The organism is Brachybacterium halotolerans, assembly GCF_016623465.1.
Classification (GTDB): domain Bacteria; phylum Actinomycetota; class Actinomycetes; order Actinomycetales; family Dermabacteraceae; genus Brachybacterium; species Brachybacterium halotolerans.
The window spans coordinates 13,752-35,047 of sequence record NZ_JAEDAJ010000017.1; the positions used below are offsets into that span (position 1 = coordinate 13,752).

Here is a 21,296-nt window from a genome sequence, read left to right on the forward strand (position 1 = left end):
GGCCGGGGCCGTCCGGCAGCGCGCGATGCCCGGCGTCCGATCCGCTGCACGACAGTCGGCCCGTCCCCCGCGCCGCCCCTCCTCGCCGCGGCGACCCCACCCCCGGGACCCGTGACCCGCCGCACAATGTCTTCGCGAATCGGACAGAAGGGTGGATTCTGGTCATTCGGGGCAGTTACCGGCGGGTCATCGACGCGCCGACGCCCGGCGCTGCGGGGGACGTGCAGCGCATCAACGCCGTCGACGACTGCTGTCCAGGGGGAATGACATGCACGCACGCTCCGTCGAGCGCGCCCCGGCAGACGTGCGCGTCCTGCACCTGATCCACGACACCACGGTCGGCGGCGTCGAGGCGATCGCCGCGCACCTGCAGGCGGCGCTCCGCACCCCGGAGCCTCTCGCGGCCGACGTGCGATACCGCGTGGCCTCCCTCGCGGGCGCGCCGGAGGGCCAGGAGGCCCTGGTCGCCGACGTCGAGGGCACCGGCGTGAACTCGCCCCTCTCCGCGCTCCGACTCCTCCGGGAGGCCCGTCGCCTGCGCCCGCAGGTCACCGTGACCTCGCTCTGGCGGGTCGTCGCGCTGGGCGCCCTGGCCCGCAGGCTCTCCGGCGGCCGATGGGCCGTCTGGGTGCACAGCTCCCGCTTCACCAACCGCTTCGACCGGGCCGTGCACCGCTGGGCGATCCCCCGCACGGACATGGTGCTGGTGGACTCCGCCTCGGCGTACGAGAACGTGGTGCGACCCGCACTGGCCCGCGCGGGGACGAGCGTCCCCCACGTGCTCGTGCACCCCCGCGCCTCGCCGATCTTCTCCGACGACGTCCCGCGCAGGGCACCGCGGACGGACGAGCCGCTGCGCCTCGTGTTCTGGGGGCGCCTGGCTCCGTCCAAGCGCCTGGACCGCATCGTCGAGCTCCTCGGCCGCGCGGATGCCCTCTGGCCCGGCGGCGCCCGGCTCGATCTGATCGGGCCGGACGACGGAGCGCTCGAGAGCGCCCTGGCCCTCGCCGCGTCCTACGGGCTCCGAGATCGCATCACGCGTCACGGCGCGAGCGCGCGCGAGGAGATCGGCGCCCTCGCCGCCGCCGCGCACGTGTTCGTGCAGCTCTCGGACTTCGAGGGGTACGCCATGTCCGCCCACGAGGCGCTCTCCGCCGGCATGGTCTGCGCCCTCACGCCCGTCGGCGAACTCGCCACGGACACCGCCGACGGCGTCGACGCCCTGCTCGTGGGCGAGGACACCGATTCCGCCGCCGAGCGGCTCATCGCCCTCGCCCAGGACCCCGAGGCCTTCGAGGCGATGGGCACCCGCGCGCGGTCACGCCACAGCGCATCGAGCACGGACATGGCCGAGGCCTTCGTGCAGGCCTGCCGCCGGCTCGCGGGAACCGAGCGGCCGGGATCCGGCGCGGCCCCGCGGCGAGGGACGGGCGCACGATGAGGGGCCTCGGGAACCAGATCGCCGTCGTGCTCATGGCCGGCGCGGCGCTGCTCGCCGCTCCCGTCATGCGGTCGATCGTGCCGGAGCAGTTCGTGCTCGACGGCGGCCACATCGACCACTCCATCCACGGGCCCATTCTGGGCGACGCCCAGTCGTTCCGGCGCGTGGCCGCGATCTACACGGCGCTCGGCCTGGGCGACCAGCAGTCCCTGGCCGCGATGCTGGGCATCGCCCTGTTCATCGCCGCCATGTTCGCGGCGATCGGGTGGACGCGCATCCGCGACCTCTCGCTCGTCGGCCTCGCCGCGGTCGCCGCCTCCCTCGGCCTGGCGGCCGTGTACCTCGCCCAGTACTCCAAGGAGCACGTGACGCTCCTACTTGTCCTCCTGGTGCTCCTCCTGCCCCGCGGACGCCGCTGGGACCTCGCGGTCCCGCTGCTCTGCGTCGCCTACGGCGCGACGCTGCGGCCGTACTGGCTGCTCATCGCCGTCCTCTACCTGGGGTGGCGGATCCTGCTCTCGCGCACTCGCAACCCGCTGGTGATCGTCGCCGCGCTGGCTCTCGTCTACGCGCTCCTGCAGCCCGCGTTCCAGATCGCGCTCGGGCAGACCCTCGAGGGGATGCGCACCTGGTCGAACGAGCAGCAGGCGAACGCGGACGTCGCCACCGTCATCGACTCGGCGTTCCCGGACGCCACCGGCCCGCTCGGCGTGCTCTCGGCCCTCATCGCCCTGGTCTTCCTCGTCATCCCGGTCCCGCTGGGATCGACCGGCACGCCGTACTACGCGGTCAGCGCCCTGCTGATCATGGCGATCTGGGCCGTCGCCCTGCGTCCCGTCGTCAGGGGCGAGCTCATCACGACGGGCCGCGCATCCCGCGCCGGCGGAGCCCGGTGGGGCGCGGATCCCGCCCGTCCCGGCGCCGCCCCGATCGGGACCCCCGGCGCGTCCCAGGGCAGCGGCGTGCGCACCGCTCGGGCCGTGTCGCTGCTGCTCGCGCTGCTCGTGGTGCAGGCGATCTTCGAGCCCGACTACGGCTCCTATCTCAAGCATCTGACGCCGATGCTCCCGCTGGTCCTCGCCGCGCTGCCGAGCGGGACCGACCGCTCGCACGCGGCCGCCGCGCTCTTCCCCGGTGCGCGCGCCGCACGACGGCAGGAGCGCTCGGCGCGGCACCGTCCGCCCGTCCGCGCGCACCGCCCCCGGCCGTCCGCCCCACCCGTGACCTCTCAGATCGGAGGGACCCCATGACCCCCCGCACCGCTCCCGACAGCGCCGTTCCTGACGGCGCCCCCGGTCCTGGCGCCCCTGTGCGCGTCCTGCACGCGACCGACGCCTCGAGCTCGGGCGTGCTCGCCGCCGCGACCGCGATCGCCAAGGCCACGGCCGCACTCCCGGGGTTCGACGTCGCCTTCGCCTACGTCCCCCGCGCCGACTCCCCCTCCCGGGAGGAGATCGCCGCGATGATGGATGGACACGTCCGCGTCATCCGCCTCTCCCGCAGCCACCGCACGGCGGTCCCCGCGTTCGCCGTGGGGATCCTCGCGCTGCTCGCCCGCCGCCGGGTCGACCTCGTGCACCTGCACTCCTCGCGGGCGGGGATGCTGGGGCGCGCCGCGGCCCTGGTGACGGGCCATCGGAGCCGCGCGGTCTACAGCCCGCATTCCTTCGCCTTCGACCGCTCGGACGCCTCGGCGTCGTCGGTCGCCGTCCTGCGGGGGCTGGAGCAGATCGGCGCGGTCCTCGGCCCGCGCCTCGCGCTCGTCTCCGGCTCCGAGGAGCGCCTCGCCCGCCGCTCCCTGCGCGGCGTCCGCACCGCGGTGCTGCGCAACAGCGTGGACGCCGCGGCGCTCGCCCGCCCCGCGTCGCGACGGACCGGGCACGGCCCCCTGCGCATCGTGCACGTGGGACGCGTCGCCCCGCAGAAGCGCCCCGACGTCTTCGGCGAGATCGCACGCCGGTGGGAGCAGGAGCGCCGCACCGGGGACAGCGCCCTGCCCGTGGCGCGTTTCCGCTGGCTGGGCGACGGCGAGCGCCAGCTCCTCGGGGAGGGGGTCGAGGTCACGGGGTGGCTCTCCCCCGCCCGGCTGCGCGCGGAGCTCGCCGAGGCCGACCTCATGCTCTTCACCTCCGCCGGCGAGGGGATGCCGATCGCGCTCCTCGAGGCCCAGGCGATGGGCATCCCCTGCGTCGCCCATCCCGTCACCGGCGTCACCGACATCCTCGTGGACGGCGAGAACGGGGTCCTCGACGGGACGGCCGACGGGCTGTTCCGCGCCCTCGCGTCCCTCGCGGCCGACGCCCCGGCGCGTCGGCGGATGGGCGAGGCCGCCACCGCCCGGATCACCCAGGAGTTCGACCTCGCAGATCTGGCGAAGCGGACACTCGACGCATATCGTGCATTGGGTGTCCGCCCTCCCCTCGACACGCGCGTGCCCGGCGCCGGCGAAGCCGCCGAGCACGTGGAGGACGCCACGGGGGCTCCCCCCGCCCCGAGGCCCGACACAGCACACGAAGAAGGAGTCCGCTCATGACCACAGCCGCCCTCTGGAGGACCCTGCGCGAGCGCTGGTGGCTGCTCGCCGCGGGCGCCGTCATCGGACTGATCGGCGGACTGATCGTGAACGCCGCCCTGCCGCACTCCTACGAGTCCAAGGGCCAGATCCTGGTCGAGGCGGACGCCGCGCAGTCCGCGGAGGTCACGCAGAACCTCCCCACGTACCTCGAGCTCGCCACGGCCGACAGCACCGTCACGAAGATCTCGAAGCTCATGGGCGAGAGGATGGCCGCCGCCGACGTGGCGTCGTCCGTGTCCGTGACCTCCCCGGAGAACACCTCGATCATCGAGGTCACCGCCGAGGACGAGGATCCGGCGACCGCGCAGAGGCTCTCCTCCGCCGCGGCGACCGCGCTGTCGGAGAACATCGGCGACGGCAAGGACAAGGGGGTGTCCGCGTCGGTCGTGCTCAAGCCGGCCGTCCCCTCCAGCCCGTCCTCGCCCAACCCGGTGATCATCGCGCCGATCGGCCTGGTCGTCGGCCTGCTGGCGGGGCTCGTCGCCGCGCTGGCGCTGAACGGCCGCGACCGGCGCCCGCGCCGGATCGACGACGCCGCGGACGCCGCCGAGGCGCCCGTCCTCGCCGTCCTCGGCTCCTCCGAGCACGGGCTCGCCGCGGAGGCCGCGGAGCAGGGGCGCCCCCGCACGCTGCAGGGGCTCGCCGGCGCGATCCACGGCCTGGACGGGGCGCCCGGAGCACGGACGACGCTGCTCGGCATCGACGGCGCACCCGTCGGCCGGCTCGCGGAGGGGCTCTCGGAGGAGGGCCTCGCCGTGCGCACGATCGACCTCGACGCCGACGCCGACGTCCTCGTCGCGATGGGGGACGACGAGGCGACGATCCTGGTCGGCGCGGCCGGCGCCCGGGTCAGCAGGTTCGCACGGGGGGCCGCGATGGCCCGTTGGAGGGGGAAGCGGCTCGACGGAGTGGTGATGCTCGCGGACGGGTCGGAAGAGCGCCTCGACGAGGTCGGGGAATCGGAGAAGCACGAGGCGGCGGGGGAACTGCCGCACGAGGGGGAAGAGAACGATGGCAGGCGCATCTGAAGCACTCGAGGACGAGCAGAACCGGGGCACCACGCTCTGGCCCCGCCGGTTCACGCAGGCGGGGATCGAGCGCAACACCCCGTGGGTGGTGGCGCTCGTGCTGGGCGCGTGCGATCTGGTGATGTGGGCGCTCGGCTGGCTGGTGGCCGATCTGCTGCTGCCGGGCGTCGTGCTCGTCCCGGCGCTCGTCCTCGCCCTGGTCTCGATCGCCGTGCAGTTCATCGCCGGTGCGCTGCTGGGCGTGTACCGGCACCGGTACATCGTCGGCTCCGTCGGCGAGCTGCGCACCGTCGCGCTGGCCTCGGCCATCTCGGCGATCGCGGCGGCCCTGGGCTCCCTCGCCTTCGCCGGCGACCGCTTCTTCGGCGGCGTCCTGCTGGCCTGGCTCGCGGCCCTGGTGCTCATGATCGGCGCCCGCCAGGCGCTCCGCATGGCCTTCGACCGCGAGCGCGCGCCGCGCGATGCGCAGGACGTGGTCATCGTGGGCGCCGGGATCCTCGGCGCCTCGCTCATCGACCACCTGCTCAGCGACAAGCACAGCAAGTACCGCCCCGTCGCGCTCGTGGACGATGACCTCGCCAAGCGCGCCATGGTGGTCCGCGGCGTCCCCGTGCGGGGCCGCACCATGGACCTGGCCCGGGTCCTGGACGAGACCGGGGCCGACGGCGCGATCGTCGCGATCTCCGAGGCCGACTCCGATCTGTTCTCCCGCCTGGCCGATCAGGTCGACACGAGCGCCCGCTGGGTGCGGACGGTCCCGACGTTCAGCGAGATGCTCACGCGCGACAGCATCGGCCGACTGGTCGATCTGGACGTGGAGGACCTGGTGGGCCGCCCGATCACTCCCCCGGACACCTCCGCCGCGCGCGAGGTGATCGCGGGCCGACGAGTGCTGGTCACCGGTGCCGGCGGCTCGATCGGGTCCGAGCTGTGCCGCCAGATCAAGAAGCTCGAGCCCGTGGCCCTGGTCATGCTCGATCGCGACGAGTCCGCGCTGCACGCTCTCTCGATGTCCCTGCAGGGCAGCGCCCTGCTCGACCAGCCCGAGTACGTGCTCGCGGACATCCGCGACCGCGAGGCCCTCGACGCGGTCTTCACCGAGCACCGCCCGGAGGTCGTCTTCCACGCGGCCGCGCTCAAGCACCTGCCGATGCTCGAGCGCTTCCCCGCCGAGGGATGGAAGACCAACGTGCACGGCAGCCGCAACGTCATCGACGCCGCGGAGCAGCACGGCGTGGAGCGCTTCGTGAACGTCTCGACCGACAAGGCCGCGCGCCCCACGTCGATCCTCGGCGCCTCCAAGCGGGTCGCCGAGGGCCTCACCACCGACGCCGCCGACCGCACCGGTCGCCGCTACGTGAGCGTGCGCTTCGGCAACGTGATCGGGTCGCGGGGCTCCGCGATCCCCGCCTTCGGCCAGCAGATCCGCAACGGCGGCCCCGTCACCGTCACGCACAAGGACGTCACCCGCTACTTCATGACGATCCCCGAGGCGTGCCAGCTGGTGCTGTTCGCGCTCTCCGTGGGCCGCAGCGGCGAGACCCTCGTGCTCGAGATGGGCGAGCCGGTGAAGATCGTGGACATCGCCCGGCGCATGATCTCCCTCGCCGGGGTCTCCTGCGAGATCGTCTTCACGGGCCTGCGCCCCGGGGAGAAGCTCGCCGAGGAGCTCTTCACGCCCGACGAGAACACTGTTCTCACCCGCAGCGGGCGCGTGTGGCACGTGCGCAACGAGCCGATCGCCGAGGGCGCCCTGCCCGCGCCGGCGGCGCCCGAGAGCGCCATCGACGCCTTCTACACGCAGGTGCTCGCCGAGAACGACCTGCACCAGGTCGTCGAGGGGTCGCCCGTCGTTCCGCCCGACGCCGACGCCGGCACGACGGCGCGCGCGCCTGAGCCGGCGCCCGCGCCCGCGCCGGCGCCCGGGCCCGCGGGCGCGCAGGTCGCGGTGCCCGAGACCCCCGCGACCGCGCGCACCCCGCAGATCGCCGCGGCGACGAGCGCCGATGGACCCCAGGAGATGACGAAGTGACCGCACGCATCCCCCTGTCGGTGCCCACGATCGGCACGCGCGAGCGCGAGCTGCTGCTGGAGGCCGTGGACTCGGGCTGGATCGCCCCCGCCGGGCCGCAGCTCGACGCCTTCGAGGCCGCGCTCGCCGAGCGCACCGGGAGGCGCCGCGCCGTGGCCCTCTCCTCGGGGACGGCCGCGATGCACCTGGCCCTGCGCGTGGCCGGCGTGGGCCCGGGCGACCTCGTGATCTGCCCCTCGCTGACCTTCATCGCCACGGCCAGCGGCATCGTCGCCTGCGGGGCGACACCCTGGTTCGTGGACTGCGACGAGACCGGCGTCCTCGACCCGGCCCTCGTCGAGCAGGCGCTCACGGAGGCGGAGTCGCGCGGCGCCCGCGTGCGGGCCGTCGTGCCCGTCGACCTCTACGGCCGGATCGCCGACCACGGGAGGCTCGGCGAGATCGCGCGCGCCCACGGCGCGCAGCTCGTCGTCGATGCGGCGGAGTCCCTGGGTTCGGTGCGCGAGGGCCGCCCGGCCGGGAGCGAGGGCATCACCGCGGCGCTCTCGTTCAACGGCAACAAGATCATCACGGCCTCCTCCGGCGGCGCCGTGGTCACGGACGACGACGCCCTCGCCGACCACGCCCGCAAGCTCGCCACGCAGGCCCGCGAGCCCGTCCCGTACTACCAGCACGAGGAGGTCGGCACGAACTACCGGCTCTCGAACATCCTGGCCGCGATCGGGCTCGCGCAGCTGGAGCGGCTGGACGAGTTCTGCGCGGTCCGCCGCGCGCACCGTGCGGCGTACGAGCAGATGGCCGCCGATCTCCCGGGCATCACCGTGCTCGGCGGCGGCGATCCCGGCAGCAACGCCTGGCTGACCTCGATCGTCGTCGACGAGCAGGTCGCGGGGATCGACACCGCGGGCATCGGCGAGGCCCTCGCCGCCCACGACATCGAGTCGCGGCCCGTCTTCAAGCCGATGCATCTGCAGCCGGTCTTCGCCGACGAGTCCGCGTTCCCCCGCACGATCACGGGGGTCGCCGAGCGCCTGTACCGCACCGGCCTCAGCCTCCCGAGCTCGCCCGCGTCCTCCGCCGACGACATCGCCGAGGTCTGCGAGCGCATCCGCGCGACGGTGCCCGCGCGTCCCGCGCGGTCGGCAGCCGTCTGATGCAGGATTCCCGAACCTCCGATCCGTCCGTCGGGCCACCGGAGACCAGCAGGCCCGACACGGCGAGGAGCGGCGACATGCCAGAACAGGCCGACCCTCCGGGCCGCGGCAAGCCCGATTCCGCGAAGCGCGTGAGCACGGACGTGCTCGCCATCGGCCTGGGCTACCTCGCCTCGTTCGCCTACCCGCTGGTCTCGCTCCCGTACCTGGGGCGGGTGATGGGGGCCTCGGAGCTCGGCCACCTGATGTTCGCCCTGGCGGTCCTGCAGATCGTCAAGAGCGTCGTCGACTTCGGCTTCGACCAGTCCTCGCTGCGCAGCATCGCCGTCTCGGCGTCCACCGCCGAGCGCTCCCGCGTGGCGGCCGAGACCCTCGCGGCCAAACTGCTCATCTGGACGGCCTGCACGCTCGTGCTGATGTCCACGGTGCTGATCGTCCCCGGGCTGCGGGAGCGGTGGCTGATGTACGCCGTGGGCCTGCTCCTCATCGGACTCGGCGAGATGTACCCCAGCTGGTTCCTGCAGGGCACCGGGCGGGTCAAGGAGTTCGCACTGCTCACGGCGGTCTCCCGCCTGATCTCGCTGGGCCTGCTGCTGCTCACGGTGAACTCCGCGGACGACATGGTCCTCGCGATGCTGTGGCAGCAGTTCCCCTTCGCCCTCTCCGCTCTCGTCGGCTGGTTCATGCTGCGGGTCGTGTGGAAGGAGGCGCACTGGGTCGTCCCCCGCTGGGCGGGAGTGAGCGGGACCATCCGGGACTCCTGGCCCCTGTTCATCTCGAGCGTCGCGTTCCTGCTGATGAGCACCGTGAACACCGTGGTGCTGGGCGTCCTCTCGACCTCCCGTCAGGTCGCGTTCTTCGGCGCCGGCGAGCGCTTCAGCAACGCGGCCCGCGGCGTGATGTACGGCGTCACCGGCGCGATGCTCCCGCGGATGACCCGCGAGGACGCGGGCGCCCGCTCGATCCAGCGCCTGATCAGCACGGGCATCGTCCTGGCGTACACGTGCGCCGGGATCATGCTCATCGTCGCCTCGCCCTGGTTCGTGCCGTGGTACCTGGGCGAGGGCTTCGACCCGACGATCACCGTCATGCAGCTGATGGGCATCGCGCTGCTCCCCGTGGGGCTGAGCTCGATGCTCGCGCTGCGCGCCACGGCCAACCATCGCTTCCGCGACGTCGGACGCATCTCCATGACCGGCGCCCTGCTGCACCTGGCGCTGCTGATCCCCGCCAGCTGGCTGTGGGGTGCGGTGGGCGCCTCGGCCGCACTCATCGCCTCCGAGGTGCTGCTGGCGGCCCTCTACATCCGCGACCTCGTCCAGCGGCGGCGCGCCGCCGCGAGCGCAGTGCCCGCCCCTGATCCTGAGGAGGATCCCTCATGAACGACAAGCCCCGCGTCAGCGTCGTCATCGCCGCCTACGAAGCCGGATCCGTGGTCGGCACCGCCCTGCAGAGCGTGCTCGACCAGACGATGGAGGACTTCGAGGTCCTCGTGATCGACGACGGGTCCACGAAGGATCCCGTCCCCTCCGATCTCTCCTCGGACCCCCGCGTGCGGCTCGAGTGGAAGCCGGAGAACGGGGGCCATCCGAGCGTCACGAACTGGGGCCTGGACCGTGCCCGCGGCGAGTGGATGACCTGGGTGGACGCCGACGACCAGATCGCTCCGCGCTTCCTCGAGGTGATGCTCGACGCCGGCGAGGCCGCCGGGGCCGACATCGTCGTCGCGCCCACCGCCTACGTGCGGGACGGCCACCAGGTGGGCGTCTCCCCGTGGGATCCCCCGGAGGGTCCGATCAGCGGCGCCGAGGCCCTGCGGCGCGCGATCCACGGGGAGTTCCCGCTCTCCCAGCACATCCTCTACCGCCGCCCGGTCACGCGGGCCGACGAGGGCCTCGTCTACGCGGACTACCTCTTCGCCCGCGAGGAGCTGAGCCGCGCCGGGACGGTGGCGTTCACCGACGAGCCCTGCTACCGGTACGTCATCCACTCCGACTCGGTCACGGGCAGCCTCCGCGAGAGCATCTTCGACCTCCCGGCGCTGGTCGACATGGTCCAGCCGGTCCTGGTGCGTACCTTCGGCGAGCCCGAGGCCTCGGAGCTGCGCACCGTGCACGAGCGGCACGTCGTCACCCACCTGCTGCACGCGGCGGCCCGCGAGAAGACGGACTCCCCCCTGCGCCGCCGGGTCCGCGCGTGGTGCCGCAGCCGCATGAGCGTCGCCGGCGTGCGCGCCCTCCTCGCCGAGGGACACCGCTCCGAGGCCGCCTCCTGGTCCCTCGCGCTGGTCTCCATGCCGCTGCACCAGGCGGCCTACGGCGCCTACGACCGCGTGAAGGACCTGCGGCGGCGCTGACCCCTCCGGCCCCGGCGCGCCCGCCTCACCCCACTCCAGAACCCGTTCCTCCTCCATCCCCCGTCGCACCAGGAGCTCCACAGCCGGAGCTCCGCACCCAGAGAAAGGCCCACCAGCGTGAGCAGCACCAGAGTCCTCGTCATCGCCCCGCATCCGGACGACGAAGTGCTGGGCTGCGGCGCGACCATCGCCCGCCTCGCCGACGCCGGGGCCGAGGTCACCGTCGCGATCGTGTGCTCGAACCTTCCTCCGCTGTACGAGGAGGGCGTCGCGCCCCGGATCGAGGCGGAGGCCCGGCGCGCGCACGCCGTCCTGGGCGTCCACGAGTCCGTGTTCCTCGACCTCGAGGCCGTGGAGCTCGCCCGCAACTCCGTGGCCCAGCTCAACGCCGGCCTCCAGGCGATCGTGGACCGGGTGAAGCCCGAGCTCGCGCTGATCCCGTTCCCCGACCGGCACGTGGACCACAAGGCCGTGTTCGACGCCTCGATGGTGGTCACGCGTCCGGTCGGCGAGGGCCGGGGGATCCGCACCGTCGCCATGTACGAGACGATCTCCGAGACCTTCTGGAACGCCCCCGGCGCCGAGCCGACGTTCGCCCCGAACTGGACGGTGGACGTGACCTCGACGGTCCATCGCAAGACCGAGGCGTTCCGCTGCTTCGACAGCCAGATCCAGGAGTTCCCCTCCGCCCGCTCGACGGAGGCGCTCGAGGCGCTCGCCCTGATGCGCGGGAGCCAGTCCTCGGTGCCCTACGCCGAGGCCTTCCAGATCGCCCGCATGCACACCCCGGCGTCGCTCGCGCTCTGAGCCCGGGCGGACGAGCGCACGGGAGCCGGCCGGGTTCCGTCTCCTCCCCCGGTCTCGGAACGGTAACCGGCCCCGCCCGCCCCGTCGATGCGTCCGTTTCGTGGCGTACGCTCGATTCGTCGGCGCGCATCGAGAGTCGGGGAGCGCAGCCGCACCGGGAGGTGGCGCATGCACATGCCATCCCGACCGGCCCGGATTCCGGACGACGCCGCATACCGGCACGAGGTGCTGCGCGCGCACGAGGACCTGCCCGCGGCGACCTCCCCCGACAATGACCGTCGCATGGTCCGAGACCCCGTGCTCGAGTCCTGGCGGCGCTCCCTGGACCTGCTCTTCCGCGATGCGGCGTCGCCCGTGCGCGCCGGCCTCTCCGGGGCCGAGCTCGCCGAGGCCCGCCGGCGCCACGCGTTCAGCGCCGTCCTCCCCCTGCTCCAGGAGCGTCTGATCGACCCGCGGTCGAGGACGGGATGCTGGTCGCCCTCGGTGACCAGCAGGGTCGTCTGCTGTGGCTCGAGGGTCCCTCGCGGCAGCGCACCCGCGCCGAGGACGTCGGCTTCACGGTCGGCGCCGACTGGTCCGAGGACGCCATCGGCACGAACGCCCCGGCGCTCGCCCTGGCGAGCGGCAGCGCGATCCAGGTGGCGGGTGCCGAGCACTACGTCGAGGCGATCCAGGGGTGGAGCTGCAGCGCGGTCCCCCTCCTGGACCCGGCGACCGGCGAGGTCCTGGGGGTCATCGACGTCACCGGGGACGACTGCGCCGTCGGCCCGCTCGTGCTGCCCCTGCTGCGGGCCGCCGCCCGTGCCGTCCAGGCGGAGCTGCCGCAGCGCGAGGACGACGGCGCGGACACCGCCCCCGTGCCCCGATTCCAGCGGGCCGACGCGGACCCGCGCACCGGCGATCTCGAGCTGCTGATCACCGGCCGGCGTACGGCCCTGATCCGGCGCGGCCGCGTCACGGCGTGCCTGTCGGGACGGCACGCGGAGCTGCTGACCCTTCTGCACCTGCATTCCGACGGCATGGGGGCGGGCGAGCTCGCGGAGTCCCTGTACGGGTCGCTCGACGCCGTGGGCACGGTGCGCGCCGAGGTGCTGCGCCTGCGCCGCGTCCTCGAGGGTTTCACGGGCGATGCGCTGACGCTCGGCTCGCGCCCCTACCGCCTGCAGGGAGAGCTCGGCAGCGATCTGCTGCGCACGCGCGCCGAGGCCCTCAAGGCGGAGGGGCAGGAGGAGCGGACGGGCGCGGACGTCCGCTGAGATCCCGGAACCCGACCGCCACCGCCGCCGCACAAGGCCGTGACCAGCGGGAAGAGCGTCCTGTTGCTCTGCGTCACCCGGGCGATCACGTCCGTGCAACCTTCGTGCAACGTGCCGCGGCATATGTTTCGAGCAACCGACGACGGCCGGCAGGCGCGCTGCCCCCGAAGCGCCCCAGCCACGCCCCCGCCTCAGCTGGACCCCCACCTGCGGCCGTCGTCGGAGCCCCCGAGGTCCGCCTCAGGCGTCGGTCCCGGCCACCCTCTCGCGCTTGCGGTCGACGACGCTGACGCCGAGCGCCGCCATCGCCATCAGCATGATCACCGTGAGGGTGATGATGAAGGCCTCCACCCAGGGCGTGCCGTTCTCCGTGAGGGAGAACAGGATTCCGGGGATGAGGGCCGTGCCGACGGCCGCGCCGATCCTCTGGCCCAGCGACAGGATGCCTCCGGCGACGCCGCCGTAGCGCGGGTCCACCGCGTTCAGGGTGAGCGTCTGGTTCGGGGAGATCGTCATGCCCTGGCTGATGCCCACCAGCGTGAGCGGCACGGCCAGCGTCCAGAACGGCAGCACGCCGCTCTCCACGACCCCGGCCATGACCGCGACCAGGGCGAGGCCGACGAGGACGACGACGAAGCCCGCGATCACGAGGCGCCTGCCCAGGCGCAGCACGTAGCGCCCGCCCAGTTGCGAGGAGATCATCGCCGCGACCGAGGACGGCAGGCCGATGATGGAGGCCTCGAAGGGCGTGCGGTCCAGGTGCATCTGCAGGAACAGCGGCAGCACGATCCAGATGCTCGTGGAGCCCAGGAAGTAGACGGTGACGATGATGATGCCGTTGCGGAAGGGCGGGCTGCGGAAGATGTCGGGGTCGACCATCGGCGGGCGTCCACCGCGGCGGTAGCGGTTCTCCCAGGTCACCCAGCCGAAGATGAGCAGCAGGCCCAGCGGCAGCAGCAGCCACACGAGCGCGGAGACCGAGCGCTCGAGGAACGGCAGCATGATCATGAGGATCGCGAGAGCGAGCAGGATGGTGCCGACGGGATCCAGGTCGGGCTTGGATTCCTTGGTGCGCAGCTTGTCGTTGGGGATCCACAGCAGCCCGAGCACGATCGCGAGGATGCCGATCGGGACGTTGGAGAAGAAGATCCAGCGCCAGCCCATGTCCTCGCCGAGGACCTGGATGAGCAGGCCTCCGATGACGGGGCCGATGGCGGTCGCGACGGCGACGGTGGTGCCGAACATCGCGAACGCCTTCGCGCGGGCCTGGCCGCGGAAGTTCATCTGGATCAGCCCGATGGACTGCGGGTTCAGCAGTCCCGAGCCGAGGCCCTGGAGGATCCGCGAGAGGTTCAGGACGCCCACGTTGGGCGAGAGCCCGGCCATCAGCGAGCCCAGGGTGAACAGGCCGACGCCGAGCAGCAGGATGCGGCGCCTGCCGGTCGCATCGCCCACGCGCCCGGCGGGGACGAGCAGCACGGCGAAGGCGAGGGCGTACCCGGAGAGCACCCACTGCAGGCCCTCGGAGTCGGCCTTCAGGGAGTGGCCGATGGGCGTGAGCGCGACGTTGATGACCGAGACCGCGACCAGCGCCATGAACAGGGGAAGCAGGAGCACGAACAGCACCCGGCGGGGATGCGCGGGCGCCTGGGCGGTCGAGGCGGGACGGGTGCTGGGGTCGGGAGCGCTCACCCGATCAAGGATACGGACGGTGTCCAGGGTCGGGACGGCGCACGCACTCTCTCGTGTGCGGGGCATCTCGCGGACAGCAGCGGCTCGAGTACCCTGGTCCGGTGCCGATCCTGCTGCTCACCGCCCAGCTGCTGGTCAGTCTGACGCTGCTGATCAGCGGTGCCGCGAAGCTCGGTGACAGGCGCGGGACACGGGACGCGATGGTGTCCCTGCGCCTCCCTCTGCCCCGTGCCCATGCCACCGCGGCGCTGCTGCTGCCCGGTGCGGAGATCGTGCTCGCGCTCGGGATCTGGCTGCCCGTTCCTCTCGTGCCCCTCGCATTCTCCGTGCTCATCGTCGTGCTGCTCGTCCTCTACTGGGCGATCATCGCCCGGGCCCTCGGATTCGAGGAGGCCGTGTCCTGCTCATGCTTCGGGACCCTGGGCTCCCCGACGCTCTCCCGGACCACCCTCGTGCGCAACACGCTGCTGCTTGCGCTGGGGGCTCTCTCGGTGATCGGCACCGCCCGCTCTCTCCCCGCGCACGCGATCATGGGCGCACCAGGAGCCCTCGGGCAGCTCGTCCTCGCGGTGCTCCTCACGGGGCTCCTCGCCCTGCTCACCCTCGGGGGCACCTCGCGCAGGAGCGAGACCGGACAGGGCGCGGCCGTCGTCGGCGATCGCCCCTCCGCGCACGAGCCGTCGGACGCTGCGGACCCGCGAGCGGCCTCTGCGGACGATGCGGATCTCGACTACGAGCGCACGCCGACGCCGTTCGGCATGCTGCAGAGGAGTGGCGAGGAGCCCGTCTCCCTCGCGGCACTGACCGCCGAGCGCGCGGCGCTGCTGATCTGGGTGCGTCCCGGCTGCGGTCCGTGCGAAAGGGTGTTGAACGCGATCGGGGCCTGGCGCGCGGCACTCGAGGAGACCGTGAGCGTGCACACGCTCGTCCGTGCGGATCCGGCGGGCCTCGCCCCGTCCGTGCGTGAGCGCGCCGGCGACAGCCTGGCGAGGGACATCGAGGGCAACCTCGCGGTCTCGCTCCGGGCGACCTCCTCCCCTGCCGCCGTCCTGCTGGGGGCCGACGGACTGCTGGCAGGCGGTCCCGTCGCCGGCGCGGAAGGCGTGACTGCGTTCGTCGAGGAGATCATCGAGCAGATCGGGCAGGCGCGGGACCGAGGGGAGCTCATCTCGCCGTCGGCCTGACCCCGGCGGATGCCGGATCCGGAAGCGGAGCGATCAGGGAACGCACGCTTGCACGATGCAGCCGGAGCCTCGCACGCTGACGTCCCCCTCGGACGCGGGGATGAAGACAGCCTGCCCCGAGCGCACCGCGATGCTGCTGGTAGCCGACTCGAGGAGAAGATCCCCTTCGAGGCCGAGCACGATCCTCGGACCATTGCCCAGCATCGGCCGGGCCCCCCAGTGCGTCGCCTCGTCAAGAGCGGTGAAGGAGACTTCGAAATCATCGACCGGGGCGTAGTACGACTCGGTGATCTCGTTGCGTCGCTCAGGCGCTATCCGGACCGGCGGTGCAGCGACCACGCTCACGCACTGCAGCAGCTCGTCGACATCCACGCGCTTCTCGGTCAGGCCGGCGCGGAGCACATTGTCACTCGCTGCAGTGACTTCGATCCCGAACCCGCTGAGGTACGCATGGAGCGTACCCGTGGGGATGAAGAGAGCCTCGCCCGGCTGCAGTGACACAGGGTTGAGCAGGAGTGCAGCGACCACGCCCGCATCGCCCGGATGGTGCTCCGCCAGCTCGACGACGATGCGATCGATGCGGGGCGACGGGGATGCACCGCGTCGCTCACGATCACGGCAAGCATCGACGACCTGCTGCACGAGGGGTGGTCCGGGGCGGAGCGAAGGCGAGAGGAGTGCGCGCAGCGCCGCATGCATGCCGCGCGCATCGGGGTTCTCCAGCAGGAGCCGATGCAGACGATCCGAGAGATCCGTGCCCAGGCCCTCGAGGATCTCGGTGGCTCGGCGAGGTGCCCGGAATCCGCACAGCGCCGTGAACGGCTCCAGTGCGACGAGGAGCTCCGGTTTGTGCTTCGGGTCCCGATAGCTGCGCCGAGAAGACTCCAAGGGCAGTCCTGCGGCGTTCTCCGCGGCGAAGGACTCCTCAGCACGGTCCTGATCCGGATGCACCTGCAGTGAGAGTGGCCGCTCAGGCGCGATCGCCTTGAGGAGGAACGGGAGCTCACCACCGAAGCTGCGAGCGACACCGCCTCCGAGCTGCATCGGCGGATCGGAAGCCACGAGATCCATCAATGTCTGGCCATCGTCGAGGAGGGAAGGCGCCAGCGGATGACTTCCGAACCACGCCTCGGCCCACGGCCTGCCGTCCGACGGCTGATCGAGGAAACGAGGCAGCCGTGTGTACGACCCCCACGCATAATGCTGGATCCGGCCGGCGATCGCGCGCATCATGCGGAGACGCGCTCCGTGACGCATCGCCCGATGGTCGTCATGCGACACCCTCGACCCGGTTCTCGACCTCCCGGGCGATGCGCGCGGCGGGCTCCTCCTCGGGCATCGCGGGCGCCGGGGTGGGCGTGCCGTGGCGGCGCATCCCGTAGCGGTGCCAGAACTCGTGCACCCAGCCGGGCGCGCCCGGCGCGTGCACCCACGCCTCTCCCCCACGGGCGGCGACCTCGAGGACCTCCGCCGCGAGGATCGAGACCACCGGCGCGCGCAGGGTCAGCGGGTCCGTGCCCGCGGGCAGCACCTCGATGCCCCGCCGCTCCCAGAGACGGTGCTGGGTGCGCGCGAGCCGCCCGGTCTCCTCCGCCTCGGGCAGATAGCGGGCGGCGCCGTCGCGGCAGAACGAGGAGGCCGCACGGGCGGCGAGTCGGCTCGGCAGCTCGATGCGCGAGAGCTGCCCCAGCACGACGGGCGAGGGCACGGACGTCGGGTCGGCGCGGTCCTCGGTCACGTCGGCCGACGGGTCGGTGGGCGCGTCGGTCGACGGGTCGGCGCCTTCGCCGGCCCTCGAGGCGGGATCCGCACTGGCCCTCGAGGCGGTATCCGCACTGCCCGGCGCCCCGTCCGCGGCGGGATCGTCCTCGCCACTGTGGTGCCCGAGCTGCCAGAGACGCTGGGAGCCGACCGCCAGCAGGGTGAGGTCCTCGCGCCCGGAGCGCCAGAAGTCGGCGTCGTCGGCGGACCAGGAGAGGACGGTCGCCTCCGTCGGCAGCGGCGCGGCGTACGGGGTGAGCACATCGGTCTGGACCACGAAGGACTGCAGGCCGCGGCGCTCGGCGACCGAGTGCAGGGCTGCGCCCGTCGGCCCGCCCTGACCGGCGGTGACGACCGCGGCGGCGTCGGAGGGGACGGCGTCGCGCGCGGACTCGAAGGCGCGGCGGCGCCAGGCGGGCCCGTCGAGCTCGGGGGCGATCAGGCCGCGCGGGGCGATCACGTCGACCCCCACGCGCAGATACGGGAGGAAGGCGAGCAGGGCGGCGCGGCTGCGCGGAGAGGCGTCCTCAAGGCCGATGACCACGCGCGCCGAGGTCTCGCCGTCACGCGAGTGGAGCACCCACCGGGGCTCCTCCCAGTGCTCGTCGCGACTGCGCGTGCCGCGCAGTGTGCGGACCGCGTCCGCGACCGAGCCGCGGTGCCGAGCGAGACCCCCGCGGGAGCGAGCCCAGTCCCGCCACAGGTCGATGCTCTCGGGGTGGACGAGACCGGCCATCATTCCTCCGCGGCGCACGTAGTTCGACAGACCGGCGGCTCCCCGGCCTGGTGCTCACACTGTCGCACACGCACCACCGCCCGGTCGTCGCGACGCGACGACCGGGCGGCAGGCATCTGGCCGGCGGGATCGGGCGAGGCTGCGGAGCGCCCCGCCCGGGAGGGGTCAGTTGCTGTTGAGGTGGATCTGCAGGGCCCGCACGGTGGAGTAGGAGGTGCGGAAGTCCCACACGCCGTTGTTCGAGTAGCCGATCTTCGCGCGCAGCTTGCGCGTGGTCTCGGAGCCGATCTTGCCGTCCTGGACCGCGCCGACCTTCTTCTGGAGGGCCTTGATGTCGCTCGTGGACAGGGAGCCGTCGGCCCTCACGCCCACCCACGACTGCAGGCTCGCGGTGGTCTTCGGCCCGAACTTGCCGTCGACCACGAGCTTGCCGCTCGAGGAGGAGCTGGACGAGCCCGACGTCGAGGAGCCCGAGGACGAGCTCGAGGCCTTCGAGGACGAGGAGCTCGAGCTGCTCGACGGGGTCGCGCTCGAGGAGGCGCCGCCGTTGGCCTTGGTCAGGCCCGCGCGGGCGCTGCACACGGGCCAGGCGCCGGGACCCTGGTCCTGCAGGGTGCGCTGGGCGACCGCGATCTGCTCGGCCTTGGTGGCCTTGTCCGCGGTCGCGGCGTAGCTGCCGCCGCCGTAGGCGATCCAGGTCGACCGGGTGAACTGCAGGCCGCCGTAGAAGCCGTTGCCGTTGTTGATCGACCAGTTGCCGCTCGACTCGCACTGGGCGACGTCGTCCCAGACCGCAGGGGTGCTGGCCTCGGCGACGCTCGCGCCGGCCATGCCGAGTCCGGCGACCATCACCGCGCCGCCGGTCGCGGCGGCGAGCTTCGGGGCGACGCGCGCTCCCCGGAAGTAGACGGGTGCGCCCTCGGCGCGATGGGTGGGGGTGCGGCGGGCCTCGGACATGGTGTGCTCCTGGGGTGCGGGAAGCGGGGGAAGGGCGGGGAAGACGAGGGGAACACCAGCGCGCGATCGCGTGACCTGCACTCCCGTCGTGGGATACCCCTTACCGTGCACCGGGCCCGGCACCACGAGAAGACCTCGTGACCACATCCGGCCGCTCGTTTTGCCGAACTTTTACCCGCCAGGCACGGCATGTCGGGTCGACAGCGTGCACGGCGGCGCGTGCCGGGTCACCCTGGCCGGATCCCGACCCACCGCACACGGCCCGCTCGGACGCAGCGGGCCGCGACCGCACGGACGTCGTCGGGAGCGACCGCACGGACGCCCCCGGAGCGACCGTGACCAGGTTCTATGACAGAAATGGCGGTCATCTGTCATAGAACCTGGTCACGATCCTCGCCGGCCGGTGATGGGCGGCGGGTGGACACCGCGGAGCGCCCCGGAGGGTGCCGGGGCGCCTCGGCGGACCTTGGCGGGCCTCAGCGCCCCTTGCCTCAGCGCCCCTTGCCTCAGCGCGGGATGTTGCGCACGTTCGTGGCGGCCATGTCGAGCATCTTGCCGACGCCGCCGCCGAGCACGACCTTCGTGGAGGCCATGGCGAAGCCGCGGATCTGCTGCGAGGTGACCTTGGGCGGCATCGAGAGCGCCGCGGGGTCGGTGACCACGTCGATGAGCACGGGACCCTTGTGCTTGAGGGCCGCCCCCAGCTCCTTCTTGAGCTTCTTGGGGTCGGTGATCTTCACCGAGTGGATGCCGGCGCCGGCGGCGATCGCCGCGAAGTCGACGTGCTCGTGGTCCGTCTCGTAGTCGGGCAGGCCCTCGACGAGCATCTCGAGCTTGACCATGCCCAGGCTCGAGTTGTTGAAGACGACGATCTTCGTGTCGAGCTGGTGGAGCTTCACGGTGAGCAGCTCGCCCATGAGCATCCCCAGCCCGCCGTCGCCGGACATCGAGATGACCTGGCGGCCGGGATTCCCGGCGGAGGCGCCGATGGCCTGCGGGAGCGCGTTGGCCATCGTGCCGTGGTGCCACGAGCCGAACACGCGGCGCTTGCCGTTGGGCGTGATGTAGCGGGCGCCCCACACGTTGCACATGCCGGTGTCGACGGTGAAGATCGCGTCGTCGTCGGCGAGCTCGTCGAGGGTCGCCGCGACGAACTCGGGGTGGATCGGCTTCATCTTCTCGACGTTGCGGGTGTACGCCGAGACGACGCCCTTGAGCGCCTTCTCGTGCTTGCGCAGCAGCGCGTCGAGGAACTTCCGCGAGCGCTTGGGCTGGACCAGCGGCAGCAGCGCGTCGATGGTCAGGGCGACGTCGCCGTTCACGGCGAGGTCCAGCGGGATGCGTCGGCCCAGGCGGGACCCGTCGGCATCGACCTGGACGACGGTCACGTCCTTCTGCGGGAGGAACTCGCTGTAGGGGAAGTCCGTGCCCAGCAGGATCACGAGGTCCGCCTCGTGCATCGCCTCGTAGCAGGCGCCGTAGCCGAGCAGGCCGCTCATGCCGACGTCGTAGGGGTTGTCGTACTGGATCCACTCCTTGCCGCCGAAGGCGTGGCCGACGGGGGCCTTCACGGCCTCGGCGAGCGCGAGCACCTGCTCGCGGGCGCCCCGCACGCCGGCCCCGGCGAACAGGGTCACGGAGTTCGCGCGGTTCACGAGGGAGGCGAGCTCCTCGACCGTCTGCGGATCGGGCTGGACGCGGCCGAAGCGGGTGGCGAGGTCCTTGGTGGCACCGGACTCGACCTCCTCGTCGGCGACGTCGCCGGGGATCACGAGCACGGAGACGCCCTGCTTGGCGAGCGCCGTCTGCGCGGCGATGTGCAGCATGTCCGCGCCGTGCTGGCCGGAGTTCACCATCTCGCAGAAGTGCGAGCACTCCTGGAAGAGGCGCTCGGGGTGGGTCTCCTGGAAGAAGCCCGTGCCGATCTTGCCGCTGGGGATGTGCGAGGCGATCGCGAGCACCGGGGCGCCGTCGCGGTGGGCGTCGTAGAGGCCCTGGATGAGGTGGGTGTTGCCCGGGCCGCAGGATCCGGCGCACACGGCGAGCTTCCCGCTCACGCGGGCCTCGGCGCCGGCGGCGAAGGCGGCCGCCTCCTCGTTGCGCACGTGCACCCAGTCGATGCCCTTGGTGGTGCGGACGGCGTCGACGATCGGGTTCAGGGAGTCCCCGACGACCCCGTAGATGCGCTCGACACCGAAGTCCCGCAGCTGGGTGACGAGGTGCTGGGCGAGGGTGACTGCCATGGCGTGCTCCTGACGACTCGGCGGATCCGCGACCCGTCCTGCGGGTCGCATGACGTGATCCAGCCTAGTGAACG

General features: G+C 72.7%; 16 protein-coding genes. 11 read left to right on the forward strand and 5 right to left on the reverse strand.

What is annotated here, in order from left to right; genetic code table 11:
• Nucleotides 1–268: 268 nt before the first annotated feature.
• From I8D64_RS16445 to I8D64_RS16490, 10 genes are all read left to right on the forward strand, one after another.
• Nucleotides 269–1,441, forward strand: coding sequence for a glycosyltransferase family 4 protein (locus I8D64_RS16445; protein ID WP_200503367.1), 1,173 nt, complete (start codon nt 269–271; stop codon nt 1,439–1,441).
• Nucleotides 1,438–2,691, forward strand: a complete 1,254-nt coding sequence (locus I8D64_RS16450; RefSeq protein WP_200503368.1) for a hypothetical protein — start codon at nt 1,438–1,440, stop codon at nt 2,689–2,691. The genes I8D64_RS16445 and I8D64_RS16450 overlap by 4 nt, the downstream gene beginning before the upstream one ends.
• Nucleotides 2,688–3,974 (forward strand): glycosyltransferase family 4 protein, encoded by a 1,287-nt coding sequence (locus I8D64_RS16455; protein ID WP_200503369.1) that lies wholly within the window; start codon nt 2,688–2,690, stop codon nt 3,972–3,974. Before I8D64_RS16450 ends, I8D64_RS16455 begins: the two co-directional genes overlap by 4 nt.
• Nucleotides 3,971–5,044: a YveK family protein gene (locus I8D64_RS16460; RefSeq protein WP_200503370.1), complete on the forward strand. Its 1,074-nt coding sequence runs from the start codon at nt 3,971–3,973 to the stop codon at nt 5,042–5,044. The genes I8D64_RS16455 and I8D64_RS16460 overlap by 4 nt, the downstream gene beginning before the upstream one ends.
• Complete coding sequence (locus I8D64_RS16465) at nt 5,028–7,076, forward strand: polysaccharide biosynthesis protein (protein ID WP_200503371.1); 2,049 nt, start codon at nt 5,028–5,030, stop codon at nt 7,074–7,076. The genes I8D64_RS16460 and I8D64_RS16465 overlap by 17 nt, the downstream gene beginning before the upstream one ends.
• Entirely contained in the window at nt 7,073–8,230 is a 1,158-nt protein-coding gene (locus I8D64_RS16470) for an aminotransferase class I/II-fold pyridoxal phosphate-dependent enzyme (RefSeq protein WP_200503372.1), read from the forward strand. The genes I8D64_RS16465 and I8D64_RS16470 overlap by 4 nt, the downstream gene beginning before the upstream one ends.
• 77 nt (nt 8,231–8,307) lie before the next feature.
• Entirely contained in the window at nt 8,308–9,612 is a 1,305-nt protein-coding gene (locus I8D64_RS16475; protein WP_200503373.1) for an oligosaccharide flippase family protein, read from the forward strand.
• On the forward strand, nt 9,609–10,586 hold the full coding sequence (locus tag I8D64_RS16480; RefSeq protein ID WP_200503374.1) for a glycosyltransferase family 2 protein: 978 nt from the start codon (nt 9,609–9,611) through the stop codon (nt 10,584–10,586). Before I8D64_RS16475 ends, I8D64_RS16480 begins: the two co-directional genes overlap by 4 nt.
• A 117-nt stretch (nt 10,587–10,703) precedes the next feature.
• Entirely contained in the window at nt 10,704–11,393 is a 690-nt protein-coding gene (locus I8D64_RS16485; protein ID WP_200503375.1) for a PIG-L deacetylase family protein, read from the forward strand.
• 467 nt (nt 11,394–11,860) lie between these two features.
• Nucleotides 11,861–12,649, forward strand: a complete 789-nt coding sequence (locus I8D64_RS16490; RefSeq protein ID WP_200503376.1) for a GAF domain-containing protein — start codon at nt 11,861–11,863, stop codon at nt 12,647–12,649.
• A 240-nt stretch (nt 12,650–12,889) separates the two neighbouring features.
• Here I8D64_RS16490 and I8D64_RS16495 read toward each other — a convergent pair whose 3' ends face one another.
• On the reverse strand, nt 12,890–14,341 hold the full coding sequence (locus tag I8D64_RS16495) for an MFS transporter (protein ID WP_343068587.1): 1,452 nt from the start codon (nt 14,339–14,341) through the stop codon (nt 12,890–12,892).
• Nucleotides 14,342–14,442: 101 nt separating this feature from the next.
• Here I8D64_RS16495 and I8D64_RS16500 point away from each other — a divergent pair, with 101 nt between their 5' ends.
• Nucleotides 14,443–15,525, forward strand: a complete 1,083-nt coding sequence (locus I8D64_RS16500; protein ID WP_200503378.1) for a MauE/DoxX family redox-associated membrane protein — start codon at nt 14,443–14,445, stop codon at nt 15,523–15,525.
• Between the two features lie 33 nt (nt 15,526–15,558).
• On the opposite strand, the gene manA is transcribed toward I8D64_RS16500, so the two are convergent.
• From manA to I8D64_RS16520, 4 genes are all read right to left on the reverse strand, one after another.
• On the reverse strand, nt 15,559–16,755 hold the full coding sequence (gene manA, locus I8D64_RS16505) for a mannose-6-phosphate isomerase, class I (protein ID WP_200503402.1): 1,197 nt from the start codon (nt 16,753–16,755) through the stop codon (nt 15,559–15,561).
• Nucleotides 16,756–16,795: 40 nt separating this feature from the next.
• A complete protein-coding gene (locus I8D64_RS16510) occupies nt 16,796–17,866 on the reverse strand; it encodes a hypothetical protein (protein ID WP_200503379.1) in 1,071 nt (356 codons plus the stop codon).
• A gap of 321 nt (nt 17,867–18,187) precedes the next feature.
• Nucleotides 18,188–18,979: a transglycosylase family protein gene (locus tag I8D64_RS17695; RefSeq protein ID WP_200503380.1), complete on the reverse strand. Its 792-nt coding sequence runs from the start codon at nt 18,977–18,979 to the stop codon at nt 18,188–18,190.
• A gap of 506 nt (nt 18,980–19,485) precedes the next feature.
• Complete coding sequence (locus I8D64_RS16520; protein ID WP_200503381.1) at nt 19,486–21,222, reverse strand: pyruvate dehydrogenase; 1,737 nt, start codon at nt 21,220–21,222, stop codon at nt 19,486–19,488.
• Between the last annotated feature and the right edge of the window lie 74 nt (nt 21,223–21,296).